This window comes from Mycobacterium paragordonae, assembly GCF_003614435.1.
GTDB classification, from domain to species: Bacteria; Actinomycetota; Actinomycetes; order Mycobacteriales; family Mycobacteriaceae; genus Mycobacterium; species Mycobacterium paragordonae.
Genome location: NZ_CP025546.1, coordinates 3,635,723 through 3,657,575 on the forward strand (window position 1 = coordinate 3,635,723; position 21,853 = coordinate 3,657,575).

The following is a 21,853-nucleotide window of genomic DNA, read 5'->3' on the forward strand; positions in this document are numbered from 1 at the left end:
TGGAACGTGATATCGCCGGTGATATCAACAGCATTCGGCGTGCGCGGAATGACGGCGGCACGCTGGGCATAGTGCCTTTGCGGCATTCGGTGGAGCGTGCATATCGCGAGCGTGCATGGAATGCCGGCGACACGCCGAGGGTGACGGCATTGTGTGCACGCTCGGCATCGTGGTTCGCAGTACGCGAAACGACACTCGGTCGCGAGCGTGCAGAGAATGCCGCCGACACGCCGAGTTGAGTGGCATTGTGTGCACGTTCGGCAGCGCGCTTACGCTCATCGCAACAACTCGCCGCCAATGCGAAGGAGATTCGTTGATGACAAGCATTTCCACCCGCGTGGCCGCAGGCCTGCTAGCCGGTCTGACGACACTGTCCTTGCCGGCGTGCAGCAGCAAGTCAACCATCAAGCCCGAGGGGGCCGCACAATCGGTCGTCGACGTCGTCGCCAAACGCAGCGGTTTCCGCCCCACGGACGTGAGCTGCCCGTCGGGAGTGGAAGCCAAAGTAGGCCAACAGTTCAACTGTCATTTCACCGGACCGGAGGGCAAGCCCTACACGGCACACATGCGAGTCATCAAGGTCGACGGCGAGACAGTGCTGTACGACGTCGACTCCCGACCGAGCTAGGCTGCGTCGACTCCCGGCCGAGCTAGGCCGCGCCAACTCCCGACCCAGCCAGGCCGCGCCAACTCCCGGCCGAGCTAGGCCGCGTCAACCCCCGACCCAGCCAAGCCGCGTCAACTCCCGGCCGAGCTAGCCAGCCGATCGGCCGTGGCGGCCAACACCTCCCGGCACCCCGCCCACATCCGCGCGATGATGTCGGCGGCCGGCGGAAGGTCGTCTATACGCCCGGCCACCTGACCGGTATTGGCGACACTGGCGTCCATGTCGCCGTCGAAGTAGAGCCGCTGCACCCGCTGCAGCGCCGCGCCTCCCGCCTCGAAAGACCCAGCCACATCGAGCTTTTCAGCAGCAGCCGTCCGGATCACCCGCATCATCCGCCTGCCGTCCAGGGGGAGTAGCACCGTGGACGTCTCATCGGCACTAACCACCGCCTGCTTGAGATTTCCGTGCACCGGCGAGTCCGCGGAGGCCAGCAATCGGGTACCCATCTGCACGCCGTCGGCACCCAGCACCAACGCGGCGGCCATCGACCGGGCGTCGCAGATGCCGCCCGCCGCGACAATCGGCACGTCGACATGTGCGGCCACCAAAGGCAGCAGCACCATCGTCGAGGCGCCGAAGCGGTTCTTGAACCCGCCTCCCTCAACACCTTCGACCACCAGTCCATCCACGCCGGCGTCGACGGCTTTCCTTGCCGCCGCCAGCGTGCCAACCACATGGAACACGGTGATACCGGCGGCATGCAGTAGGCCGGTGAACAGCGAGGGGTCTCCGGCCGAAGTGGTCACGAAACGAATATTGTTGGCAACCAACAGATCTACCACCGCCGGGTCGCGATTGAACAGTAGCGCGATGTTGGCCCCAACGGGCCGGTCGGTGAGTTCGTGCACCCGCTGCACATCGGCACGGCCCTGCTCCGAAGTGGTCTCGATGATGCCGAGCGCCCCGGCGTTGGACACCGCCGCCGCCAGTTGCGCGCCGGCGATGTAGGTCATCGGCGCCTGAATGATCGGCACGTCGATGCCGGCCAGCGCGCACAGCCGGTTGGTTTGGTCAATCGGCATGGCGCCCTCCACGTTTGGCGTCGCGCGGGTCGATGAGGTCACGGAAACCCTCGGCGCGTACTACCGACGCACCCAGGCACTGGACCCGCTCGGTCAGTGCCCTGTCCGAAGTAACCACCCGAATCTCGCCGGGCCGGGGATCGGCCCGCACCAACCGGACGATCTCGTCATCGGCAGAGTTGGCCGCCGCCTTGGGCGCATAGGTCACCTCGATCAGCGACGAGCGGATCGGCGTTGACGGCGGTCGCTCGAATACCACCGTGACCGCTTCCCGCTGAGCGTCAGCCCACTGGTCAAGCCGTTCTGCCAGCACCACCATGGCGCGCTGGCGATCCTTCCACCAGCCGTCCGGACGACTCCCGATCACGTTCATCCCGTCGACGATCCATCGCACACCTCACGGTACGACTTTCGATACGGCGAAGCTCAGAACCACCGGCGCCTGCGGGTGGTCCTGCTGTAGTTCTGGGCGCTCTCCTCGAGCGCTCCCAAGGCGTTGATGATCTCCAGTTGCGACAGAATCATCAGCCCGTTCAACTGCTTGAGCCGCTCCGGGTTGGCGGCAACCGACTCCTCATCGTCGACATAGATGAGCAGAAAGTCCCGCAGCGCCTGACTGCCCTTCATCCGCTCGGGGACCTTCATCTGCCGCAGGACAGTGGCCATCTCGGGCTCGTCGGTCACAACAGCGCTCCTTCACGTCGAGTGTCACGCGTTAGCGTAGATGCCTCGACGGGGAAAAAGTCAGAGCAGCCGCTGGCCGGCCTGCTCTTCCTCGCCATCGCGCTGACGCTCGTCCTGGTCGTCCGCGGGTGCGGTGGAAGACGCCAGACTTGCTTTCGAGGCGCCGCCGGCCGCACCGGCGCCGCTCATGCCGCTGCCCAACGGCGCCGCACCGCCCATCGCTGACGAGCCGGCGTTGGCGACCGCGGACGTCGTCGCCGGAGACACCGCCTCAGCCGCGAAACCGGCTACCACTGGATTGCTGGCCGCCGCGCCGAGTTGGCTCTGCAATGCGGCGGCACCCAGCCCGCCCCCACTGATACTCGACCCACCTGCCGACCCGAACCGCGACATGGTGGCGGTGCTGAAGGCCAACGCCCCGGCCGCCGAATCGTCGGATTCGCCGTACATCCTGGCGATGTCGGTCAATGCGCTGCCGGCTCGCATCAGTTCTTCCTGAGCCGCGGTGTTGGAGGCGAGCATGGTGGCGGCCTCCTGCGCGAACGCCATCACCGCCTGCATCGAGACCTCTTCGCCGCCGGCCGGTATCAGCCCCGTCAGCACCGACATTCCCGCGGTCGAGCCGGCGCTGATGCCCTGGCTGCCGATGTCGACCAACTGCGAACCGATGTCGCCTGCGGCCGGATCGTGGGACATGGAATCCATTGCCATCTGCGTGCTGCTCCTGTGTTCGTGCGCGGCTGCCCGGCGAACCCGCCTGTCCAGCCGCGCTGGACAACACCTCAATTCTAAGGTCCCCGAGGGGGCCCTCGAAGCACTTTCTGACGCGGCCGAACCAGCGATGAGCACAATGCGCAAAACCACGAAATCGTCGCTTACTCCGACTATCGCCCACAACGGCGACACGGCCGCCGCCGGGCCCTAAGTTCACTCTCAACAAATGACGCGGTTCATCACGCGGAATGCAGTGTCTGCGGATTTTCACATCGAGGCGCAAATCCGGCACTGCACGCACGAGGAGAACACCAAATGCAACCCATGACATTTCATCCGGTCGTCGGCGACATCGGTGCACAGATGGTTCAGATCGGCATCAGCAGTCTGCAGGCCGGCCAACAGGCACAACCATCCATCACCGACCTGGCACCCGCCGGCGCCGACGAGGTATCAATGCAGGCCATAGTGGCTTTTCAACAGGACGCCACATCGATATTGGAGTTGCACGAGGCCGCTCAGCAAGAACTGATGCGGACCGGTACGGCGTTGACTCAGATCGCGCAAACCTACACGGAAAGCGACCGATCGGCCGCTGAATCTCTGGTTATCAGCGCGCTTCCGATGTCGAATCCGTGGGCCGGCGAATAACCCGACATTTCCCGACAAGAAGGAGCTACAAATGCGCGGCCATAACAATTCCGGAAAAACCGTAGACAATGTCATCGATCTCGCCGACCAAGCCATGTTCCTGGGTGAACGGGCCACCGGAGCCACCGGCCTCCTGCAGTGCGCCTGGGTTTACCACCGCACGATCGACCTCGACGGCCTGCGGACGTTCCACCGGCATCTACAGCAGGGACGGCTGCGTCGCAGCATCGAACGCTCGCCATTGCCGTTCGGCCGACACCGATGGGTGTCCCCCCAACACTTCTCGGCTATCGAGATGGCGGCCCCCCGGCCACGTGCGGAGTTCGATGTCTGGCTCGCCGAGCAGGCGCACACCCCACTGGACGCCGAACACGGGCCGCCGTGGCATCTCGCGGTGCTCCCGTTCACCGAGAGTGGCGCGGGTGTGAGCCTGGTGCTGTCCCATTGCCTGGCCGACGGGCTGGGATTGTGCGAGGCGCTGGCCGATGCCGCTTGCGGCCGCGACGACTCGATCCGCTGGCCGGCGGCCGGGTCGCGGCGGCGCTCTCGGGTGCTGCGGGCCGACATGCGGCAAACGGCGCGCGACCTTCCCGCCTCCGGCCGCGCCGTCGGCGCTGTCGCACGGCTGGCCTGGCGCGAACGCGGCACCGCCACGCCGTCGTCAGCAGGGCGGCCCGTGAAGGACGAACCGATCGCGATGCCGATGACGACGGTGTTCCTCGACGGCGACGAGTGGGATGCCCGCGCGCAGGCCATCGGCGGCACCAGCAACGCGTTGTTCGCCGCGGTGGCGGCCCGGCTCGCTCAGCGGGTGGGACGGGTGGCCGCAGACGGTTCACTGGTGCTGGCCATGCCCGTCAACGAGCGGATCCCCGGCGACACCCGCGCAAACGCGGTGACCAATGCCGACATCACCGTCCCGCGCGTGCCTCCGGCAACCGACCTCCGCGAGATCCGGGCGACGATCAAGGAAGCGCTGATCCGCCACAATGAGATCCCCAACGAGCGGTGGGCACTGATGCCGTTGGTTCCCTTCCTGCCGAAGCGACTGGTCAAGAAATTGGTCGGGTTCGCCGCCGGTACCCCGAGCACCGTCGTCACCTCCAACGTCGGCGCCATCGACCCCTCGGTCACCCGCGTCGACGGCACACCCGCCGACTGCTTCGCGATGATGTCGCTGTTTCCCGGTGTGACGACATCGATGATGAACAGCACAGGTGGGCGGTTGGCACTGGCTTCCGGACGGGTGCACGGTCGCCTGTTCATCTCGGTGCTTGCCTATCAGCCCGACCGCCTCAACTCGAATGACGTTCTGCGGCAGGATGTTCTGAGTACCCTGCGGGAGTTCGCACTGACCGGCACCTGCGACTGGCCGCACCCCGGCCCGGTCGACGAGGCCGCCTAGCATGGCGGTGCTGGGCCGGCTGCTGGTGCGCGCACCGTGGCTGGTGATCGGCGCCTGGATCGCCGGGCTCGCGGTGCTGATCGTGGCGTTCCCGCCCCTGACTCACGTGGTGGAAAGCCGCACGGTACAGCCACTTCCGCCGAAGGCGATGGCGGCGGCGGAGCAGATGGCCAAGGATTTCGGCGAATCCGCACAGAACACCCTGGTGGTCGTGCTCACTGACGACCACGGCCTGCAAGCCGCCGACGACGGTGCCTATCGCAAGCTGGCCGCCGCGCTGCGCGACGACACCGCCGACGTCACCGTCGTGCAGGACATGTTCAGCGCTCCGGCGCTGCGCCAGGTGATGGTCAGCCCGGACCACAAGGCCTTCTTCATGGCGGTGACGTTGCGTGCGCCGACCGGGTCACCGCAATCCTCACAGGCCTATCAACGGATCGCCCGAATTACCAAGCAGGCCAGCGCAGGAACTTCGCTGAGCGCCGACGTGACCGGGCAGCCCGCCGTGCTCGGCGACCTGTCGATCGTCACCGAGCACGACATGCACCTGATCGAGATTGCCACCGCCTTACTGGTGCTGACCATCCTGATGGTGATCTACCGGCGGCCCGTCACCGTGCTGCTGCCCCTGGTCACAATTGCAATCTCGGTGGCCTGCGCCCAGCGGGTCGTGTCCGCGCTCAGCCAGGTCGGCCTCGGCGTTTCGGCGCTCACGATCGTCATGATGACAGCGGTGATCGCCGGCGCCGGAACCGATTACGCCGTGTTTCTGATCAGCCGATATCACGAGCATCTGCGGTCCGGTATGGACTCCGATGTTGCCGTTACCACTGCGTTGACTTCGATCGGCAAGGTCATCGCCGCCTCGGCCGCCACCGTGGCCGTCACCTTCTTCTCCATGGTCTTCACCCGGCTGCCGGCTTTCACGTGTATCGGCCCGGCTCTTGCGGTTTCGATCGTGGTGTCGTTCGGCGCCGCCGTCACGCTGTTGCCCGCCATTCTGGTGCTGACCGGCCGACGCGGATGGGTGGCATCGCGGCGGCCGCTGACCGACCGGTTGTGGCGGCGCTCGGCGGTGCAGATCGTTCGGCGGCCCAAAATCCATCTCGTGTTGAGCCTTTCGGTGCTCATCGCATTGGCCGCCTGCGTGACGGTGCTGCGCCCGACCTTCGACGACCGTTCCCAGCTGCCGGCGTCGGCGGAGAGCAACCGCGGCTTCGCGGCCATGGAACGTCACTTCGGCACGAGCACGCTACTGCCGCAATATCTTTACGTGCATTCCCCCCGGGACCTACGTAACCCGCAGGCACTGGCGGACCTCGAGCAGATGGCGCAACGGGTGTCTGCGCTACCGGACGTCGCCGCGGTGCGGGGCATCACGCGGCCCGCCGGGGCGCCCCTCACCCAGACGAAGCTGAGCTTCCAGGCCGGCGAGGTCGGAGCCAAACTGCAGACCGTGTCCACCCAGATCGCGGACCGCAACAGCGATCTCACTGCCTTGAGCACCGGCGCTGACGAGCTCGCGGACAACCTGGCCCGGGTCCGTGACCAGGTTCGGGGTGCTGAAGGACCGATGACCGCACTCTCCGGCACGCTGGGCCAGGCTCAGCAACAACTCGAGCTCGCCGCCGGACTCTTGGGGACCCTGCGCGGTCTGATCAATTCCGGGCCAGGTACCCAGCCGCTCACCGGAGTGCTGGACGCCACCGGTCCAATGCTGGACGCGCTGAACAACAGCGCGCAGTGTGACGCCGACAGCCGCTGCCGCAGCGGACGCCGCCAGCTACAGCAACTCGTCGCCACCCACAACAGCGGACCGGCCACCCAGGCGATTCCGGTGTTGCAGCAGTTGCAAGCCGCCCTGGACCGGCTGAGCGTCCTGCTGACCCAGGCGACCGGGCCGGCCGGCATCCAGCGCGACCTCGCCCGGCTGCAGGACGGTGCCGGCGCGCTGGCCACCGGCAGCCAGCGATTGGCCGTGGGCGTCCGCGCCCTGGTCGATCAGACCAGGCAGATGGGCATGGGCATGAACCAGGCCGGCGATCTGCTGCTGTCGATGAAGCACGATGCCGCACAACCGTCGATGGCGGGCATGTACATCCCACCCGCGGTGCTGGCCTCGCCCGACTTCAAGAACGCCGCCCGAATGTTCATCTCGCCCGACGGGCATTCGGTGCGCTACCTCGTCGAGTCGAAATTCGCACCGTTCAGCACGGCGGCTATGGATCAGGACACCGCGATCCTCAACGCGGCCCGCAGCGGGCAGCACGGTACGTCCCTCGCCGATGCCGCGATCTCGATGGCCGGCACCACCGCGATGTACGACACGACACGCAGCTACTACCACGGCGACATCCGGTTGGTCGTCATCGTGACACTGCTGGTGGTCTTCCTGATCCTGGTCGCGGTATTGCGCGCCGTCGTCGCGCCGCTGTATCTCATTGCCTCCGTGGTGATTTCCTACTTGTCTGCCGTCGGCCTTGGGGTGGTGTTCTTCCAGTTCGTCTGCCACCAGCCGCTGTACTGGAACGTGTCGGCGATCGCCTTCATCATGCTGGTCGCGGTGGGCGCCGACTACAACCTGCTGCTGATCACCCGGATCAAGGAAGAGTCCAGCGTCGGTGTCCGCTCCGGCATCATCCGGGCCGTCCGATCCACCGGGGGAGTGATCACCTCGGCCGGGATCATTTTCGCCGCTTCGATGTTCGGGCTGTTGTTCGGCAGCATCTCGATCATGGTGCAGACCGGGTTCATCATCGGTACCGGCCTGCTGATCGACACGTTCGTGGTGCGCACGGTCACGGTGCCCGCTCTGGCGGCGATCATCGGGCGGGCGAACTGGTGGCCACGCTCAGCGCCACGCTCAGCGCCTTGATCGCGCTGCCGGGCTGCCGGCGGTGAACTCTTGTTCCGGCCGGCCCGTCGTCCCGTAACGCAGCCCGACACTGACCTCCCCGGTGGTGGCCAGCGACGCCAGGTACCGCTGCGCCGTCGCTCGCGATATCCCGATGGCACCGGCCACCTCCGCTGCGGACATCGGCGCTTCGGCCCCTTGCAATGCCTGCAGCACAAGCTTTTTGGTCGGCGAGGCGACCGTGGTGGGCGACTGAACCGGAGCGACCCGGGGGCGCAGCGCATCCAGCGCCGAGTCCACGTCGGCTGCGCTGAGATTCGGGCCGCTCAGAATCTTGCGGTAGCGCGCGTAGCCTGCCAGCCGTGCGGCCAGTTCGGTAGTGGCGAACGGCTTGACCAGATAGCTGACCGCACCCGCAGCCATCGCGGCACGGATGGTGTCGGCTTCGGTGGCTGCCGTCAGAACCATGCTGTCACTGTGCAATTCGCGGACGAAGTCGATGCCGGACCCGTCGGGCAGGTAGACATCGACCAGTGCCAGGTCAACGGGGGCGGCCCGGCGGGCGGCGGCAAGGGTGTTGACGGTGGCGACCACTGTGAAACCCGGCATCGCCTCGACGATGCCGGCGTGCATGTTGGCGACGCGGAAGTCGTCGTCGACCACCAGCACGGTCAGGTCTGTTCCACCCATTGCTCCTCCTCGCTCATCACACCTGGCAGGCGGGCGATGAACTCCGCACCCACCAGCCCCCGTGCGGCCGGGTTACCCGGACTGGACAACCGGAGCTCACCGCCCAGAGCGCGGCTGATCTGGCGCGACAACGCGAGTCCGATGCCGCGCCCGCCGGGTATGCCGGAATCGGGCTTGGTGGACGTTCCCTCGGTGAACAACTCCTCGACGAAGCCGGGCGCGACGCCGTCACCGCTGTCGGCCACTGTGACATGCAACGTTGAACCCTCTTGCAGGAGTTCGATTTCCACCTCTCTGGTGGGATTAGCACCGGTGCGGGCGGCGTCGATCGCATTGTCCAGCAGATTGCCGACCACGGTAGTGACATCCACGGGCAGCTCCAGTCTGCCTGACACCCAGGTGTTTTCGCCGATCTTCAGCGTCACGCCGGCTTCTCGCGCGGCCGCCGCCTTCGCGCCCAGGAACGCCTGCAGGTGGTTGTCGCGGATGGAATCGATGCCCGGTAGCGCCGTACCGAGTGGACCGGATCCGAGCAGCTCCTCCAAATACTGCAGTCCCTCCTCGACGTGCCCGGTGTGCAACAGCCCGTTCAGCAGATGCAAGCGGTTGGCGAACTCATGACGTTGGGCACGCAGGGCCGTGCTCATCACCTGCACGGCATCGAGTTGGCGGGTCAATGACTCGACATCGGTGCGGTCGCGCACCACCAATACGGTGCCCAACGGGCGTCCCTCGCGCTGTACTTTGCGGGCCGAGACGACGACGATGCGCTGCCCGACGGTGGCCAGTGCCGGTGTCGAGTCGGCGGCCTCGAATACGTCGAGAATACGTGGTGTCAAACCGATTTCGTCGATACGCCCGCCTAGGTCGGTGCCGATCTCCAGCAACCGGCAGGCTTCGTCGTTGACGAAGGTGATGCTGCCGGTCTCGTCCGCGGCCAGCACACCCTCACCGATGCCGTGCAGCACCGCCGCCTGGGTGCGCACCAGTTCGGCCATTTCGGCCGGCCGCAGGCCCAGCGTCATGCCGCGCCACCGCCGGGCCAGCGCCACCGAGCCCACCACGCCGATCAGCAGCGCCGCGCCGCCCAGCGGAGCCAGCACCCGCAGATTCTGCGAGAACTGTTCGTCGAACTCCTTCGTCGAGATGCCGACGCTGACCATGCCCAGCACCCGGTTCGTCCCCGGTTCCACCACCGGCACCTTGGCGACGATCGACCTACCCAGCGTGCCCGACTGGTGGACCACCTCTTCCTGACCACTGAGCGCTTTCGACGGGTCGGTGCTGACCCGCAACCCCAACTCCTCGCGGTGGGGATGCGCCAGCCTGATGCCCTGTGTGTTGGTGATGACGACGAACAGCACGTGGGTGCGCTGCTCCACACGGGAGGCCACCGTTTGCAATGGGCCGGTCGCGAGTTCATTGGTCAGCGCGGGCGGCGCCGTGACGGTCGGAGTCAGCGGGATGTCTTCGTAGCGTCCGATGTTGTTCACCACGGTGGGGGAGGACGCCACGACGCGGGCGATATCCATTGCGTGCACACCGTATTGGAGGTCCAGACGATGACGGTTGAACTCGGCGAACAACACGAAAGCAACGATCAGCGTCAGCGTGACAACGACCAGTTGCAGCAACAGCACCCGGCTGGCGAGCCGCAGGTCGATGCGACCCCGGGTGGGCATGCAGGGACCCTACCACGGGCAATGAGCAGAATGCGCAAAACCGCCGGCCTCATGCGCCGGACAATGCGCCGGCGGGGCACGGTTACCATCGGCGCATGCGTGACTCGAAGATCCTGATCACCGGCGTGACCGGACAGGTCGCCACCCCGGTCGCCACCGCCCTGGCGGCCGACAACGAAGTGTGGGGCGTCGCCCGATTCACCGACACCGCCGCGCGTACCGCCCTCGAGCAAGCGGGCGTGCGCTGCGAAACGGTCAACCTTGCCAGCGGTGATTTCAGCGGCCTGCCGTCCGACTTCGACTATGTCCTCAACCTCGCGGTCGCCAAGAGCGGCAAGTGGGACAAGGATCTGGCGGCCAACGCCGACGCGGTAGGCCTGCTGATGGGCCACTGTCGCGGCGCGCGAGCCTTCCTGCACTGCTCCTCAGCTGCCGTCTACGACCCGCCCGACGACGAAATCCGTTCGGAGAGCGCCGCATTAGGCGACAACCACAAGCCGCTGTTTCCCACCTACTCGATCTCCAAGATCGCGGGGGAGGCCGTCGCCCGATCGATGTCACGCGTCCTCGGACTACCCACCACGATCGCCCGGCTCAACGTTCCCTACGGCGACAACGGGGGGTGGATGTTTTACCACATGGAGATGATGCTGGCCGGGATCCCGATCCCGGTTCCCCCCGGCGAACCGGCTCGCTACAACCCCATCCACCAGGACGACATCATCGCCACCATCCCCAAATTGCTCGCGGCGGCCTCGGTTCCGGCGACGACGGTCAACTGGGCCGGCGATCAGATCGTCAGCATCCAGGAATGGTGCGCCTACCTCGGGACGCTGATCGGCCGCGAGCCCGTGTTCGACGAGAACCCCCAGTCATTGCGCGGCAATCCGGTCGACGTGAGCCGGCTTCATGAACTCATCGGCACCGGCGGCACGGTCGACTGGCGGGACGGGTTACGCCGGATGGCGGCCAAATTCCACCCCGACCTGGTCAGTGCCTGAGCACTGATCGTCACATCACCGCGCCGCCGTTGACGCCGAGCACCTGACCGGTGATGAAGCCCGCCTCGTCGGAGCACAGAAACCCGACCGCGGCCGCGATGTCGTCGGGAGAACCCATGTGGCCCAACGGTATAAGCTTCGCCAGCTGCTCGGGTGTGCCGAGCCGGCCCGCGGCCTGCGACTGACGCGACATCGGCGTGTCGATACTCGACGGCGGCACGTTGTTAACGGTGATCCCGTGCGGCGCATATTCATTGGCGAGCGACTTGGTAAGCACGATGACCCCGCCCTTGGCCGCCGCGTAGTGAGCCATGCGCGGTGATCCGCGTTGCGCGCTCGACGAAGAGATCATCACGATCCGGCCCCACCGAGCAGCAACCATGTCCGGCAGCGCGACCTGACAGCAGTGGAACGTTCCGGTCAGGTTGATGTCGATGATCTCGGCCCAGGAGTCGACGGTGATGTCCGCGAAGGGCGAGAACGCAGCCTTCCCCGCGCTTGTCACCAACACGGCAACTGGCCCCAATTGCTCTCGTACCGTGGCGAAAGCGTGCTCAACACCGGGCCGGTTCCGCACGTCTACCTCGATGCCGGTGGCGGCGACGCCCCCAGCCGCCAGATCGGCGGCCACCCGCTGTGCCGCTTCGCCGTTGATGTCCAGTACCGCCACCCGGTGGCCGCGCCGGCCCAGCTCGTGACACGTCGCCTCGCCGATTCCTGATGCGCCGCCAGTCACCACCGCAACACGGCCAGTCATCAACGGCCTCCCCGGTAGATGGAAGCGACCCAGGACTGCGTGCACAGCTGCTGCTGGGCGGTGGCCGGGTCCAGTCCGGCGGCTTGCAGCGCCGCGGCCCGTTGCGCCTTGGCACCGGGTGGATCGTCGTCTTCGCTCAGCGCGCACAGCACGTCGCCGTTGCGCACCCAGGGGCGCGACTCATCGCCCGCAGCGGCGGCCGCCTGGGTTTCGAGCACCGCCACAGTCACCAACTTGTCGTCGGACCACCGATACAGCGTCACGGTTCCCGACGCCGCGCTGGAGTGGGCGTAGTTTCCGAAAAACCCCTCGGTGGTGCGGTAGAACTGCCGGAAGCCGAACATCTCGCCGGCCCGCACGAACCGGTCACGTGAGCCGTTCAATCGCCACACCGCCATCGGCTCACCGCCGGTCCCGCCGCGGTCGGTGACAACCAACAACGCCGGCGCACCGGCGCCGTCGATGTCCTGCAGCAGCGGCGCGACTCCGGTTTCACCGATCTCCGTTGCGGGCTCCTGAAACCGCTGGATAACGCTGTCGCCCTTCTGCAACCTGAACGACCAGGCGGGATCGCTGGACACGTCGATGGTCAGATTTTCGAGCGCCAGCACACAGTGCACGTGCTGGTCCGCGAGCTTCGGTTCAGCGGCAAGGTGTAGCGTGTCGCACGATACCTGTTGTGCCACAACGGTATTGCTGGTGGTGGACGCGCTCGGCGCCGGACGCTGCGAAGTGGCGCAACCGCCGATACCGATCGTCAATGCTGCGACCGAAGCCGCCCAGACAAGTCGTGCCGGCGCCGCGAAACGGCTGATCCCCATCCCGGGAGCCTAACGCCCCCTCAAACGACGAATGGTCCCGATGACTCGGGACCATTCGATTGCCTCGGCTCGTCAGAGTCGTTCAGCCTCGGTGCCTTTGTGGTAGCGGGTCAGGAAGCCGATCGCCCCAACCGCCGCTGCAGCGCCGATCACGAGCGTGAAGACGATGGTCACGACCATGGTGGGTGCGAAAGCGCCGAACGCCGCGGAGATGAAGAGCATCCAGACCAACCGGAAGAGGGAACCGGCGGCCGTCAGCGCCAAGCTGATGCCGATCCACAGGCTCCACTGCCGGTCAACACGGTTGATCTGTTCCTGGATGCCGGTGGGGACGATGTTCATGTGCGGTGTTCCTTTCGTGTCGCGCCGCCTTGGTGGCGTCGTCGTTGCACGAAGTACACAGATGCCGCACCGCTACCGATCCCAAAAAACTCAGCTGGGCTGCAACTCGATCACCGGAATCACCCGGTCGGTCTTGGACTGGTAGCCACCGAATCCCGGCGCCTGCTCGACGATCCGCGGGTACACGGCGTCGCGTTCGTCGTTCGGCAGTTCGCGGGCACGCACGTCGTAGGCATCCGTACCGATTTCAATGTGCGCGGCGGGGTTGGCGCGCAGGTTGTGCAGCCAGGCGGGGTCGACATCGGCGCCGGCGTAGGAGCCGACGATCAGCAGTTTGCCGTCGATGTCGAATGTCATCACCGGGTTGATGCGCTTCTTGCCCGACTTGGCGCCGGTCGTGTGCAACAGCAGCAAGGTGGCCCCTTCGAACGGACCACCGACCTTTCCGCCGTTGGCGCGGAATTCGTCGATGATCTCGGCGTTGCCGGAAACCAACTCTTCTCGCGGAGGGCGATCAGCCATGTTCGGTCACTCCTATCTGCGGATGGTTCATCTCAGCTTGGAACATCCGGTATTGCTCCGCGCGTCCGGGGCGGCGTCGGACCACCAACCAGCCGACCGCAAGCAGCAGGAACCACACCGGGAACCAGGCCATCGCCACTGCGGTGTCACGTCCGGCCAACAGCGTCCAGATCACGAATGCGAAAAAGGCGAGGATCGCCCAGCACATCACCGATCCCCCCGGCATCCGGTACGCCGACGCCGTGTGCCGCTCGGGATGCCGACGACGGTAAACCAGGTAACTCGCCACGATCATCACCCACACGAACATGAACAACAGCGACGCCACCGTGGTGATGACGATGAAGACGTCCATCACCGAACCCCCCGCATAGAGCAGGGGGACCGACATCAACAGCAGGGGAGCGGTCACCAGCACGGCGGACCCCGGCACACCACCACGGTTGAGTCGCCGGAACACCGATGGGGCACTGCCTTCGTCGGCCAGTCCGAACAACATCCGACCGGTGGAGAAGACCCCCGAATTGGCCGACGAGGCCGCCGAGGTGACCACGACGAAGTTCACCAGGGACGCCGCAGCACCGAGACCGGCCAGCGCGAACATGGTGACGAACGGAGACTCACCGCTGGCGAAGTGCCGCCACGGCACGACGGCCAATATCGCCAGCAGCGCCGCGATGTAGAAGATGGCCACCCGCATTGGGACGGCGTTGATGGCCCGCGGAAGCGTGCGGTGCGGATCAGCGGTCTCGGCTGCGGCGGTCCCGACGAGTTCCACGCCCACGAATGCGAAGAACGCGATCTGGAAGCCGCCGACGACACCCATGAAACCGGTCGCGAAGAACCCGCCGTCCTTCCAGAGGTTCTCCAGCGCCGCGCGGTCGCCGCGCGGCGAGACGAAGTCGGTGGCAACCAGAACGATGCCGACCGCAATCAGCCCCACGATCGCCGCGATCTTGATCAATGAGAACCAGAACTCGATCTCGCCGAAATTGCGCACGCTGAACAGGTTGAAGGCCAACACCAGCAGCACGGTCACCAGGGCCGGGATCCAGTCAGGGAGGTCGGGCCACCAGTACTTGGAATAGCCGACGATTGCCACTATTTCGGCGATACCGGTGACCACCCAGGCGAACCAGTACGACCACCCGATGAAGAAACCGGCTGCGGGTCCGAGCAAGTCGGCCGCGAAATCGACGAACGACTTGTAGTTCAAATTCGACAGCAGCAATTCACCCATCGCGCGCAACACGAAGAAGACGAAGAACCCGATGATTGCGTAGACCACGACGACCGCCGGCCCTGCCTGGGTGATCGTGCGTCCTGAGCCCATGAACAGGCCGGTGCCGATCGCGCCGCCGATGGCGATCAGTTGGATCTGCCGATTGGACAGGTCGCGATGCAGGTGCCGGACGGCGGCTGCGTCCTGCTCATCAGCCGACATCGGGGCGCACCATGGTCACGACATTAGGGGCAATGCCCCTGCGCTGCTGGTGGATTCGCGGGAATGGGGCCGAGTCCGGGCAGATCGGCCAGTGGCCGGTAACCGAGTTGTGCGCAATGCTGTTGAACCAGTTGGGCATTCATGCTAGGCGAGGTAGACGCCGCCCGAAGTGAGCACGTCACCCGCGGCCACATCGCCCTTGGTGAGCTTGCGGAACAGGATCCCGATGTTGTCGCCCGTCGCAGCCGTGTCGAGCTTCTTACGGAAGGCCTCGATCGCATCGACCTGCACCGGCGGTCCGTCGTTGATCCGGACCTGGTCGCCGACGCTCAGTTGCCCGTATTCGACCCGGCCGGTCGCCACCGTCCCACGCCCCTTGATCGCGAACACATCCTGAACAGTCATGCGAAACATGAGGGCACGTTAGTCGATCGGTGCCCGAATTCCCACCAGTTGCCGCGCGGGTTATCAACCCACCATCAACTTCCCTTGGCAACAACTGCTTTCACGATCCGGCACGCGTACGCTGAGCACGTGAGTTGGTTCGAACGAGCGAGAAGAGCCAGCGCCGGCCAGCGGGTCACGCGGGCCGACCGCCAACAGGCGGCCGATACGCTGGCCGAGCTCTCCGCGCTGAACGCCGAACGGGAACGGTTGCTGCGTGACGGGATCGCGGGCGTCGCCACCATCGTGGGCATCCGCGAGAACGTCACGACCACGTCGTTGGGCGGTTGGCATGAGCTGGAACTCGACGTCCAGCTGCCCGGGCACGACTCGTACCGGGCCACCCGCCGGGTTGCGCTGGAACTCTCGTCTGCTCCGCACATCGCGCTCGACGCGCAGGTGCCGGTACGCGTCGACCCGGCAGACTATTCCAAGGTCCTGGTCGTCGCGCCGCTGTAGTCCCTACCGGCTGTTCACGCCGAGCCGGGCCAGCAGCACGTCGGCGAGTTGCTCACCGCGGTCCTCCTGCAGAAAGTGCGCCGCGCCTTCGATGCGCACCTGTTCGCCCGCGGTGGGGATCAGGTCGCAGAACTGCTGACCGGCCTTGGGATAGGGAAAAACCGGGTCCGAGTCCGAAAAGGCAACCAGCGCAGGCTTATTCCACCGGGAGAGTTCATCGGTGATGGCCCGCATCCGCTCAGCGCCCGGTCCGTCCGGGGTGATCGGAACGAGCAGCGGGAACTGGGCGGCGCCGGCCTTTGACTCGGCGTGGGGGAACGGCGCGTCGTAGGCGGCCAGGATGTCGTCGGACAACTGCGTCGTGGTGGCACTCTGAATGACGAAACCCACCGGCAGGTCGGGATTTTTCTCGGCGAAGTCGCGCCACGCCATGAAGCCTTTGGACACGTTGCCGGTGAACAATCCGGTGTTCATGATCATCAGGGCGCCCACCCGGTCGGCGTTCTCCGCTGCCCATCGCAGACCGATTGGCCCACCCCAGTCCTGGACGACCACGGTGGCGTCGTGCAGGTCCAGAGACCCCAGCACCTTTGAGACGAGATCGCTGTGCCGGTCGTAGGTGTACCACCGGCGGTCGGTGGGCTTGTCCGACCGACCGAATCCGGCGAGGTCGGGCACGATGACGCGTCGTCCGGCCGTCACGAGCGGCGGCAGCATCTTGCGATACAGGTAAGCCCAGCTGGGTTCGCCGTGAAAGCACACCACGGGCAGGCCGTCGCGCGGCCCTTCGTCGAGATAGTGCATCCGCAACCCGTCGACCTCGAGGTAATTCGGGGCGAAGTCGTACCCGGGCAGGTTCTGGAATCGCTCGTCGGGTGTGCGGAAGACCTCGGGGGTGGGCGAACTCATCGCGGCGATCTCCATTCGATTCGAGGGTCGGGCCCGAACGTAACCGATTTTTGACTGACCAGTCAACTACCCCGTATCCTGAGGTCATGCCACGCACCTCGGACGCGCGCGACCGCATCGTGTCGACGGCGGCGCGGCTGTTTCTCGAGCGCAGCTACCACGACGTGGGGGTGGAGGAACTGTGCGCGGTGGCCGATGTGCGCAAAGGCAGCTTCTACCACTACTTCTCGTCGAAGGCCGATCTGGCGAAGGCGGTTGTCGACCTGCACCTGGCGGTGTTTCAGGCCCGCCTGTCCACCGAGTCGGGGTCCACGCCCGCCGAGCGGCTGTCGGCCATACCCGATGCGATCGCGAGCATCCAGACCGGATTGCACAGGCAGTTCGGGCGGTTCGTCGGCTGCCCGTTCGGCAACCTGGCCGCGGAATTGTCGACCACCGACGAGGCGGTACGGAGCCACCTGGCCGCCCGATTGGCCGCGCTGGAGGGTCATCTCGCGAACATCTGCCGGGACGCCGCCGACGACGGCACACTACGTGCCGACGTCGACCCGGACCGACTGGCCCACGCGCTTTTCGCGCACTACCAGGGTTTGATCCTGCTCGCCAAGCTGCACGGCTCGACGGTGGCCGACTTGGCGCCGGCGCTGCACGAATTCATCGATGGCTACGTGAGCCACCCGAACGCGAACCGCGGTTAGGTGACCTTGACCATCAACTTGCCGACGTTCTTGCCGTCGAAGAGCATGTTGATGGCCGTCGGCAGCTGCTCGAAGCCTTCGACCACGGTCTCCAGCGGCTTGAGCTTGCCCTCGCCGATGAGCCCGGCGATCTCGCCGATCGCCTCGGGTGCGCGCCCGAAATGGTCCAGCACGATGAAGCCCCGCACCGTGGCGCGCTGAATCAGCAGGTTGCCGAATGCGCGCGGCCCGGGCGGCGGGTCGGCTTCGTTGTAACCGGAGATCAGGCCACACAGTGCGACACGCGCGTTGATGTTCAGGCGCGCGAAGATCGCGTCCATGATGTCGCCGCCGACGTTCTCGAAGTCGACGTCGATGCCGTTGGGAGTGGCCGCCACCAACTGGGCGTACCAGTCGTCGGCCTTGTGGTCGACGGCCGCGTCGAAGCCGAGTTGCTCGGTCAGCAGGGCACACTTCTCCGGGCCGCCGGCGATGCCGACCACGCGCGCGCCGTCCGCCTTGGCCAGCTGACCGGCCACCGAACCGACCGCGCCGGCCGCGGCCGACACCACCACCGTCTCACCCGGCTTGGGCTTGCCGATGTCCCGGATACCGATCCACGCGGTCAACCCCGTCATGCCGAGCGCACCCATGTAGGCGCTCGGCGAGACGCCCTCGGCGACCTGGACCGGCATCAGCGGGTTCTGGTCGGACGCCACGACGTATTCCTGCCAGCCGAGCAGGCCTTGAACGACCTGGCCCACCGGGTAATTCGGATTGTTCGACTCCACCACCTCGCCGATACCGCCCGCACGCATGACCTCGCCGATGCCGACCGGGGGGAGATAGGTCGGTGTGTCGGTGATCCACATCCGGTTGGTCGGGTCCAGCGAGATCCAGTCGACGCGCACCAGCGCCTCGCCGTCGCCGATCGACGGGACCGGCTCCTCGCTGAGTTCGAAGGTGGTGGGCCCGATGCGTCCGGTCGGACGTTCATGCAGGACAAAGCGGCGGTTTCGGTCGGCCATGAGCGAACCGTACCCCTGTCGGCGGCCGGTGCTATAACGCAGGTATGGCAGGCACCCGACACGTCATCACCCATGTCTCGGACACCGCGCGATGGACCGCGCTGCATCGCGCTACCGAGTGGGAATGCTGCAGAACGCGCCGTTCAAATTCGCGCCCGAGAACGGCTTGGCGTACTTCGAGAATCTCGGCTGGCGGGTCGTCGACGCCGAATCCCTGTTCACCGCCGCCCGCCGTTTCCACCGCTTGCCGATGCTCATGCGTGCCGCCGCCTGGCTACCCCAGCCCGATCCACGGCGACCCGGCGGCAGACCCTGGAGCGCGGTCGCGCTGCTGGCTCGGGGAGGCGATGACCGCCATATGTGACGCAGGTCATGGCCCGGTTTCGAATTCACGGCAAATTCTCATCTTGGGACACGGTTAGGTCACAGCTTTGCTGGGCATCCTGAGGAACAGAGCTGCAAACCATACGGTTGCAGCTTTTGCGCAGTAAGTCGGAGAGGAGTTGACAATCGTGGCGAATGAAACAGAGGCGAACGTAATTTATCTCCAATCCCACCCGGTCTGGATGGCAGCACACCGGCGAGAGCGTCAGCTCCAAGAGGCCATCCGCCGGCATCCCGCCTATATCGCCAGGCAGCGCGCCGCGGCCGCGGGCGGTTCGATGGCGACCGATCACCACGGGTTCGGCCGGTACTCCACCGCCGACGCTCCGGCCTGACGTTTTCGCACGATAATCGGCTTACTCAGCTCCTGACCCGATCGTGAATCATCCGCACGCATCCCGATCGCGTGCGGATGTTTTGCTGCAGAATTAACTGCGCGCCGTCCCCTTATCCTGATACGGACAACGAGGGGACCGACATGTCTCAAACACCTGCCGCTACCCGGGCCGTCTTCCCGGAGATCAGTTCGCGCGCCTGGGAACATCCCGCCGACCGGACCGCCTTGTCGGCGTTGCGCCGGCTCAAGGGGTTCGATCAGATTCTGAAGCTGCTTTCCGGGATGCTGCGCGAACGCCAACACCGCTTGTTGTACCTGGCCAGTGGCGCCCGGGTGGGCCCGCGCCAGTTCGCCGACCTCGATGCGCTGCTTCAGGAGTGCGTGGACGTGCTGGATGCACCGGAAAAGCCGGAACTCTTCGTGACGCAGTCGCCGATCGCCAACGCCTACACGATCGGGATGGACCAGCCGTTCATCGTGCTCACCTCCGGCCTGTACGACCTGATGACGCATGACGAGATGCGCTTTGTGGTGGGGCACGAACTCGGCCACGCGCTGTCCGGTCACGCGGTCTATCGCACGATGATGATGCACCTCATGCGCCTGGCGAACTCGTTCGGATTCATGCCGATCGGCGGCTGGGCGCTACGCGCCATCGTGGCGGCGCTGCTGGAATGGCAGCGCAAGTCAGAGTTGTCCGGTGACCGCGCCGGGCTGTTGTGCTGCCAGGATCTGGACACCGCCATACGGGTGGAGATGAAGCTCGCGGGCGGCAGCCGACTGGACAAGCTGGACTCGCAAGCGTTCCTGGCCCAGGCTCGCGAGTACGAAAAGTCGGGGGACATGCGGGACGGGGTGCTCAAGCTGCTCAACCTGGAGCTGCAGACGCATCCGTTTTCGGTGCTGCGGGCCGCGGCGCTGACGCAGTGGGTGGACACCGGCGGCTACGCCAAGGTGATGGCCGGGGACTATCCGCGACGAGCCGACGACGATGGCGCGTCGTTCGTGGATGACGTCAGCGAAGCCGCTCGTCACTACAAGGACGGTTTCGACCAATCCGACGATCCGCTGATCAAGGGAATTCGCGACGGACTCGGCGGGATCGTCGACGGAGTCGGCCGGGCGGCGACGAGCGCCGCCGATTCCCTGGGACGCAAGATCACCGAGTGGCGGCAGAAACCCGAATAACTTCGGCTAGCGCGGCGGGCTGGAGTCGACGTCGGCGGGTTCAGCTACCCAGGCGGCGAAAACCGGAACGCCGGTCCACGGATCGCGGCGGGCCTGACCGGGCCGCTTGCCGACACTCGCGACCACGGCGTACGGGTGCCCGAAGCGCAGTGTCGCGGTGCGCGAAAGGCCAGTGGGCAGCATCGCGCTGCGCAGCGCGACGGCGGTGACCGCGGCCGCCTCGAAGCCCCACCGGTTATAGCGAGCGACCGCGGACTGGCGGGCCTGCATGTCCGGCGCGGTCGCCAGCCCTTCCGCGAGAGCCCTTCCCACCGCGCCGAACCCCAGTTCGGGATCGGCCGTCAGGTCGTGGTCCGACGACGCTTTCCAGGCCGGCAGCACCACCCGCACCCGATCTCCACCCGGTCGCCGATCCTCGGTGATCGTCCAGAACGGACCGTCGCCCAGCGGAAGCTCGGCGAGTTTCCGCCGGCCCGGCGTCGACCCGGCGGCTTGTCCCTGCGCAATGTCGTGGGCGGCCGCAAGGACCAATTCAGCGGGAGCGTCCTCGCGGGCCATCACCGACGTCACCTGCAGGCAATCGCCGCCGACGGCGGTGTGCACCGCCACCGTGCCCAGTCCTGCGACATCGGTGAGGTGACCGTCAGCGCCGCTGAGCGCCTCGACGACCCTGGTGCTCCACGGCGAGCGCAACTCGGCGGCTTCGGTGACGTCGTAGGGCCGCAGCCACGCGATGCGGGTGGCCAGCGCGCTGGCCAGCACCGCCGTCATCTCGCTGACGTCGACCGGGAACCGGTCGATCATGCCGTCGGTGTGATCGGCCGCCCACGCGTCGGCTTGCGCCTGGGTCGGGACCGGTCCCGTTTCCACCGCGGCGGGCAGGTCTCCGGGCCAGGCGGGCACGCCCCAGACCGCCAGCGCACTGCGAATGACCTTCGGCGGATCGCTGAGCAACTCGTCCAGTGCCCGCCGCGCACCCTTGACGTCGACGCCCAGCACGTTCTCGAGGTCGCGGCGGATTGATCCTTTGGCCAGTGGTGCGGCCAGGGCGAGCAACAGCCAGGCGCCCAGCGGCGAGGACACCGAGTGCCCGCCGGCATGCAGCCGGCCGAAACGCTGGGCGTAACGCGTGATCAGCGGCCCCGGGGCGGCGTTCATGCCCGAACTGTAG

The 21,853-nt window shown here is 66.3% G+C and carries 24 protein-coding genes and 1 pseudogene; 10 read left to right on the forward strand and 15 right to left on the reverse strand.

Translation table 11 applies throughout. From position 1 onward, the window contains the following. Nucleotides 1-316 precede the first annotated feature (316 nt). Nucleotides 317-628 carry a DUF4333 domain-containing protein gene (locus C0J29_RS16515; protein WP_120792970.1) on the forward strand — a complete coding sequence of 104 codons (312 nt, stop codon included), beginning with the start codon at nt 317-319 and terminating at the stop codon, nt 626-628. A gap of 110 nt (nt 629-738) precedes the next feature. Here the strand turns inward: C0J29_RS16515 and C0J29_RS16520 are convergent, their stop codons facing one another. From C0J29_RS16520 to C0J29_RS34780, 4 genes are read right to left on the reverse strand one after another with little or no spacing between them, the layout of a single operon-like run. Further along, nucleotides 739-1,689 carry an NAD(P)H-dependent flavin oxidoreductase gene (locus C0J29_RS16520; protein ID WP_120794772.1) on the reverse strand — a complete coding sequence of 317 codons (951 nt, stop codon included), beginning with the start codon at nt 1,687-1,689 and terminating at the stop codon, nt 739-741. Beyond that, nucleotides 1,679-2,083 (reverse strand): NYN domain-containing protein, encoded by a 405-nt coding sequence (locus C0J29_RS16525; RefSeq protein ID WP_120792971.1) that lies wholly within the window; start codon nt 2,081-2,083, stop codon nt 1,679-1,681. Before C0J29_RS16525 ends, C0J29_RS16520 begins: the two co-directional genes overlap by 11 nt. 32 nt (nt 2,084-2,115) lie before the next feature. Then, nucleotides 2,116-2,373, reverse strand: a complete 258-nt coding sequence (locus tag C0J29_RS16530; RefSeq protein WP_065048593.1) for a hypothetical protein — start codon at nt 2,371-2,373, stop codon at nt 2,116-2,118. A gap of 60 nt (nt 2,374-2,433) precedes the next feature. After that, nucleotides 2,434-3,078 carry a PE domain-containing protein gene (locus C0J29_RS34780; protein WP_120792972.1) on the reverse strand — a complete coding sequence of 215 codons (645 nt, stop codon included), beginning with the start codon at nt 3,076-3,078 and terminating at the stop codon, nt 2,434-2,436. A gap of 333 nt (nt 3,079-3,411) precedes the next feature. Here C0J29_RS34780 and C0J29_RS16540 point away from each other — a divergent pair, with 333 nt between their 5' ends. From C0J29_RS16540 to C0J29_RS16550, 3 genes are read left to right on the forward strand one after another with little or no spacing between them, the layout of a single operon-like run. Further along, nucleotides 3,412-3,738 carry a PE family protein gene (locus C0J29_RS16540; RefSeq protein WP_162951490.1) on the forward strand — a complete coding sequence of 109 codons (327 nt, stop codon included), beginning with the start codon at nt 3,412-3,414 and terminating at the stop codon, nt 3,736-3,738. Between the two features lie 31 nt (nt 3,739-3,769). Next, entirely contained in the window at nt 3,770-5,143 is a 1,374-nt protein-coding gene (locus C0J29_RS16545) for a WS/DGAT/MGAT family O-acyltransferase (RefSeq protein ID WP_120792973.1), read from the forward strand. Between the two features lies 1 nt (nt 5,144). Then, nucleotides 5,145-8,018 carry an MMPL/RND family transporter gene (locus tag C0J29_RS16550; protein ID WP_120792974.1) on the forward strand — a complete coding sequence of 958 codons (2,874 nt, stop codon included), beginning with the start codon at nt 5,145-5,147 and terminating at the stop codon, nt 8,016-8,018. Here C0J29_RS16550 and C0J29_RS16555 read toward each other — a convergent pair. Together C0J29_RS16555 and C0J29_RS16560 are read right to left on the reverse strand one after the other, a co-directional pair. Beyond that, complete coding sequence (locus tag C0J29_RS16555; RefSeq protein WP_120792975.1) at nt 8,007-8,687, reverse strand: response regulator; 681 nt, start codon at nt 8,685-8,687, stop codon at nt 8,007-8,009. The genes C0J29_RS16550 and C0J29_RS16555 overlap by 12 nt on opposite strands. Then, complete coding sequence (locus C0J29_RS16560) at nt 8,669-10,369, reverse strand: sensor histidine kinase (RefSeq protein WP_174814847.1); 1,701 nt, start codon at nt 10,367-10,369, stop codon at nt 8,669-8,671. Before C0J29_RS16560 ends, C0J29_RS16555 begins: the two co-directional genes overlap by 19 nt. 95 nt (nt 10,370-10,464) lie before the next feature. On the opposite strand from C0J29_RS16560, the gene C0J29_RS16565 reads away from it, so the two are divergent. Continuing rightward, a complete protein-coding gene (locus tag C0J29_RS16565) occupies nt 10,465-11,370 on the forward strand; it encodes an NAD-dependent epimerase/dehydratase family protein (protein ID WP_120792976.1) in 906 nt (301 codons plus the stop codon). 10 nt (nt 11,371-11,380) lie between these two features. Here the strand turns inward: C0J29_RS16565 and C0J29_RS16570 are convergent, their stop codons facing one another. The 6 genes from C0J29_RS16570 to C0J29_RS16595 all read right to left on the reverse strand — a co-directional run bounded on the left by C0J29_RS16570 (nt 11,381) and on the right by C0J29_RS16595 (nt 15,670). Beyond that, complete coding sequence (locus C0J29_RS16570) at nt 11,381-12,127, reverse strand: SDR family NAD(P)-dependent oxidoreductase (RefSeq protein ID WP_120792977.1); 747 nt, start codon at nt 12,125-12,127, stop codon at nt 11,381-11,383. After that, nucleotides 12,127-12,948: a hypothetical protein gene (locus C0J29_RS16575; protein ID WP_120792978.1), complete on the reverse strand. Its 822-nt coding sequence runs from the start codon at nt 12,946-12,948 to the stop codon at nt 12,127-12,129. The genes C0J29_RS16570 and C0J29_RS16575 overlap by 1 nt, the downstream gene beginning before the upstream one ends. 72 nt (nt 12,949-13,020) lie before the next feature. Next, entirely contained in the window at nt 13,021-13,290 is a 270-nt protein-coding gene (locus C0J29_RS16580; RefSeq protein WP_120792979.1) for a hypothetical protein, read from the reverse strand. A 90-nt stretch (nt 13,291-13,380) separates the two neighbouring features. Beyond that, nucleotides 13,381-13,812, reverse strand: coding sequence for a nitroreductase family deazaflavin-dependent oxidoreductase (locus C0J29_RS16585; protein ID WP_120792980.1), 432 nt, complete (start codon nt 13,810-13,812; stop codon nt 13,381-13,383). Beyond that, nucleotides 13,805-15,256: an amino acid permease gene (locus tag C0J29_RS16590; RefSeq protein WP_120792981.1), complete on the reverse strand. Its 1,452-nt coding sequence runs from the start codon at nt 15,254-15,256 to the stop codon at nt 13,805-13,807. Before C0J29_RS16590 ends, C0J29_RS16585 begins: the two co-directional genes overlap by 8 nt. 144 nt (nt 15,257-15,400) lie before the next feature. Next, the gene (locus tag C0J29_RS16595) at nt 15,401-15,670 is read right to left on the reverse strand and encodes an EF-Tu/IF-2/RF-3 family GTPase (RefSeq protein ID WP_120792982.1); all 270 of its coding nucleotides are present in this window, start codon (nt 15,668-15,670) and stop codon (nt 15,401-15,403) included. Nucleotides 15,671-15,790: 120 nt separating this feature from the next. Between C0J29_RS16595 and C0J29_RS16600 the strand changes: the two genes are divergently transcribed. Next, a complete protein-coding gene (locus C0J29_RS16600) occupies nt 15,791-16,159 on the forward strand; it encodes a hypothetical protein (RefSeq protein ID WP_065048617.1) in 369 nt (122 codons plus the stop codon). Nucleotides 16,160-16,162: 3 nt separating this feature from the next. Here the strand turns inward: C0J29_RS16600 and C0J29_RS16605 are convergent, their stop codons facing one another. Then, nucleotides 16,163-17,083 (reverse strand): haloalkane dehalogenase, encoded by a 921-nt coding sequence (locus C0J29_RS16605; protein ID WP_242460450.1) that lies wholly within the window; start codon nt 17,081-17,083, stop codon nt 16,163-16,165. A gap of 71 nt (nt 17,084-17,154) precedes the next feature. Here C0J29_RS16605 and C0J29_RS16610 point away from each other — a divergent pair, with 71 nt between their 5' ends. Next, the gene (locus tag C0J29_RS16610; protein WP_120792983.1) at nt 17,155-17,766 is read left to right on the forward strand and encodes a TetR/AcrR family transcriptional regulator; all 612 of its coding nucleotides are present in this window, start codon (nt 17,155-17,157) and stop codon (nt 17,764-17,766) included. Here the strand turns inward: C0J29_RS16610 and C0J29_RS16615 are convergent. Continuing rightward, complete coding sequence (locus tag C0J29_RS16615) at nt 17,763-18,773, reverse strand: NADP-dependent oxidoreductase (RefSeq protein ID WP_120792984.1); 1,011 nt, start codon at nt 18,771-18,773, stop codon at nt 17,763-17,765. The two genes, C0J29_RS16610 and C0J29_RS16615, sit on opposite strands and share 4 nt — an antisense overlap. A gap of 118 nt (nt 18,774-18,891) precedes the next feature. Between C0J29_RS16615 and C0J29_RS16620 the strand changes: the two are divergent. From C0J29_RS16620 to C0J29_RS16630, 3 genes and pseudogenes are all read left to right on the forward strand, one after another. After that, nucleotides 18,892-19,137, forward strand: a pseudogene (locus C0J29_RS16620) (class I SAM-dependent methyltransferase); the annotation flags it as partial. A gap of 202 nt (nt 19,138-19,339) precedes the next feature. After that, nucleotides 19,340-19,492, forward strand: coding sequence for a hypothetical protein (locus C0J29_RS16625; RefSeq protein ID WP_308494742.1), 153 nt, complete (start codon nt 19,340-19,342; stop codon nt 19,490-19,492). A gap of 143 nt (nt 19,493-19,635) precedes the next feature. Continuing rightward, the gene (locus tag C0J29_RS16630; RefSeq protein WP_065164673.1) at nt 19,636-20,682 is read left to right on the forward strand and encodes a M48 family metallopeptidase; all 1,047 of its coding nucleotides are present in this window, start codon (nt 19,636-19,638) and stop codon (nt 20,680-20,682) included. A gap of 6 nt (nt 20,683-20,688) precedes the next feature. On the opposite strand, the gene C0J29_RS16635 is transcribed toward C0J29_RS16630, so the two are convergent. Next, nucleotides 20,689-21,840 carry a serpin family protein gene (locus tag C0J29_RS16635; protein WP_120792985.1) on the reverse strand — a complete coding sequence of 384 codons (1,152 nt, stop codon included), beginning with the start codon at nt 21,838-21,840 and terminating at the stop codon, nt 20,689-20,691. Between the last annotated feature and the right edge of the window lie 13 nt (nt 21,841-21,853).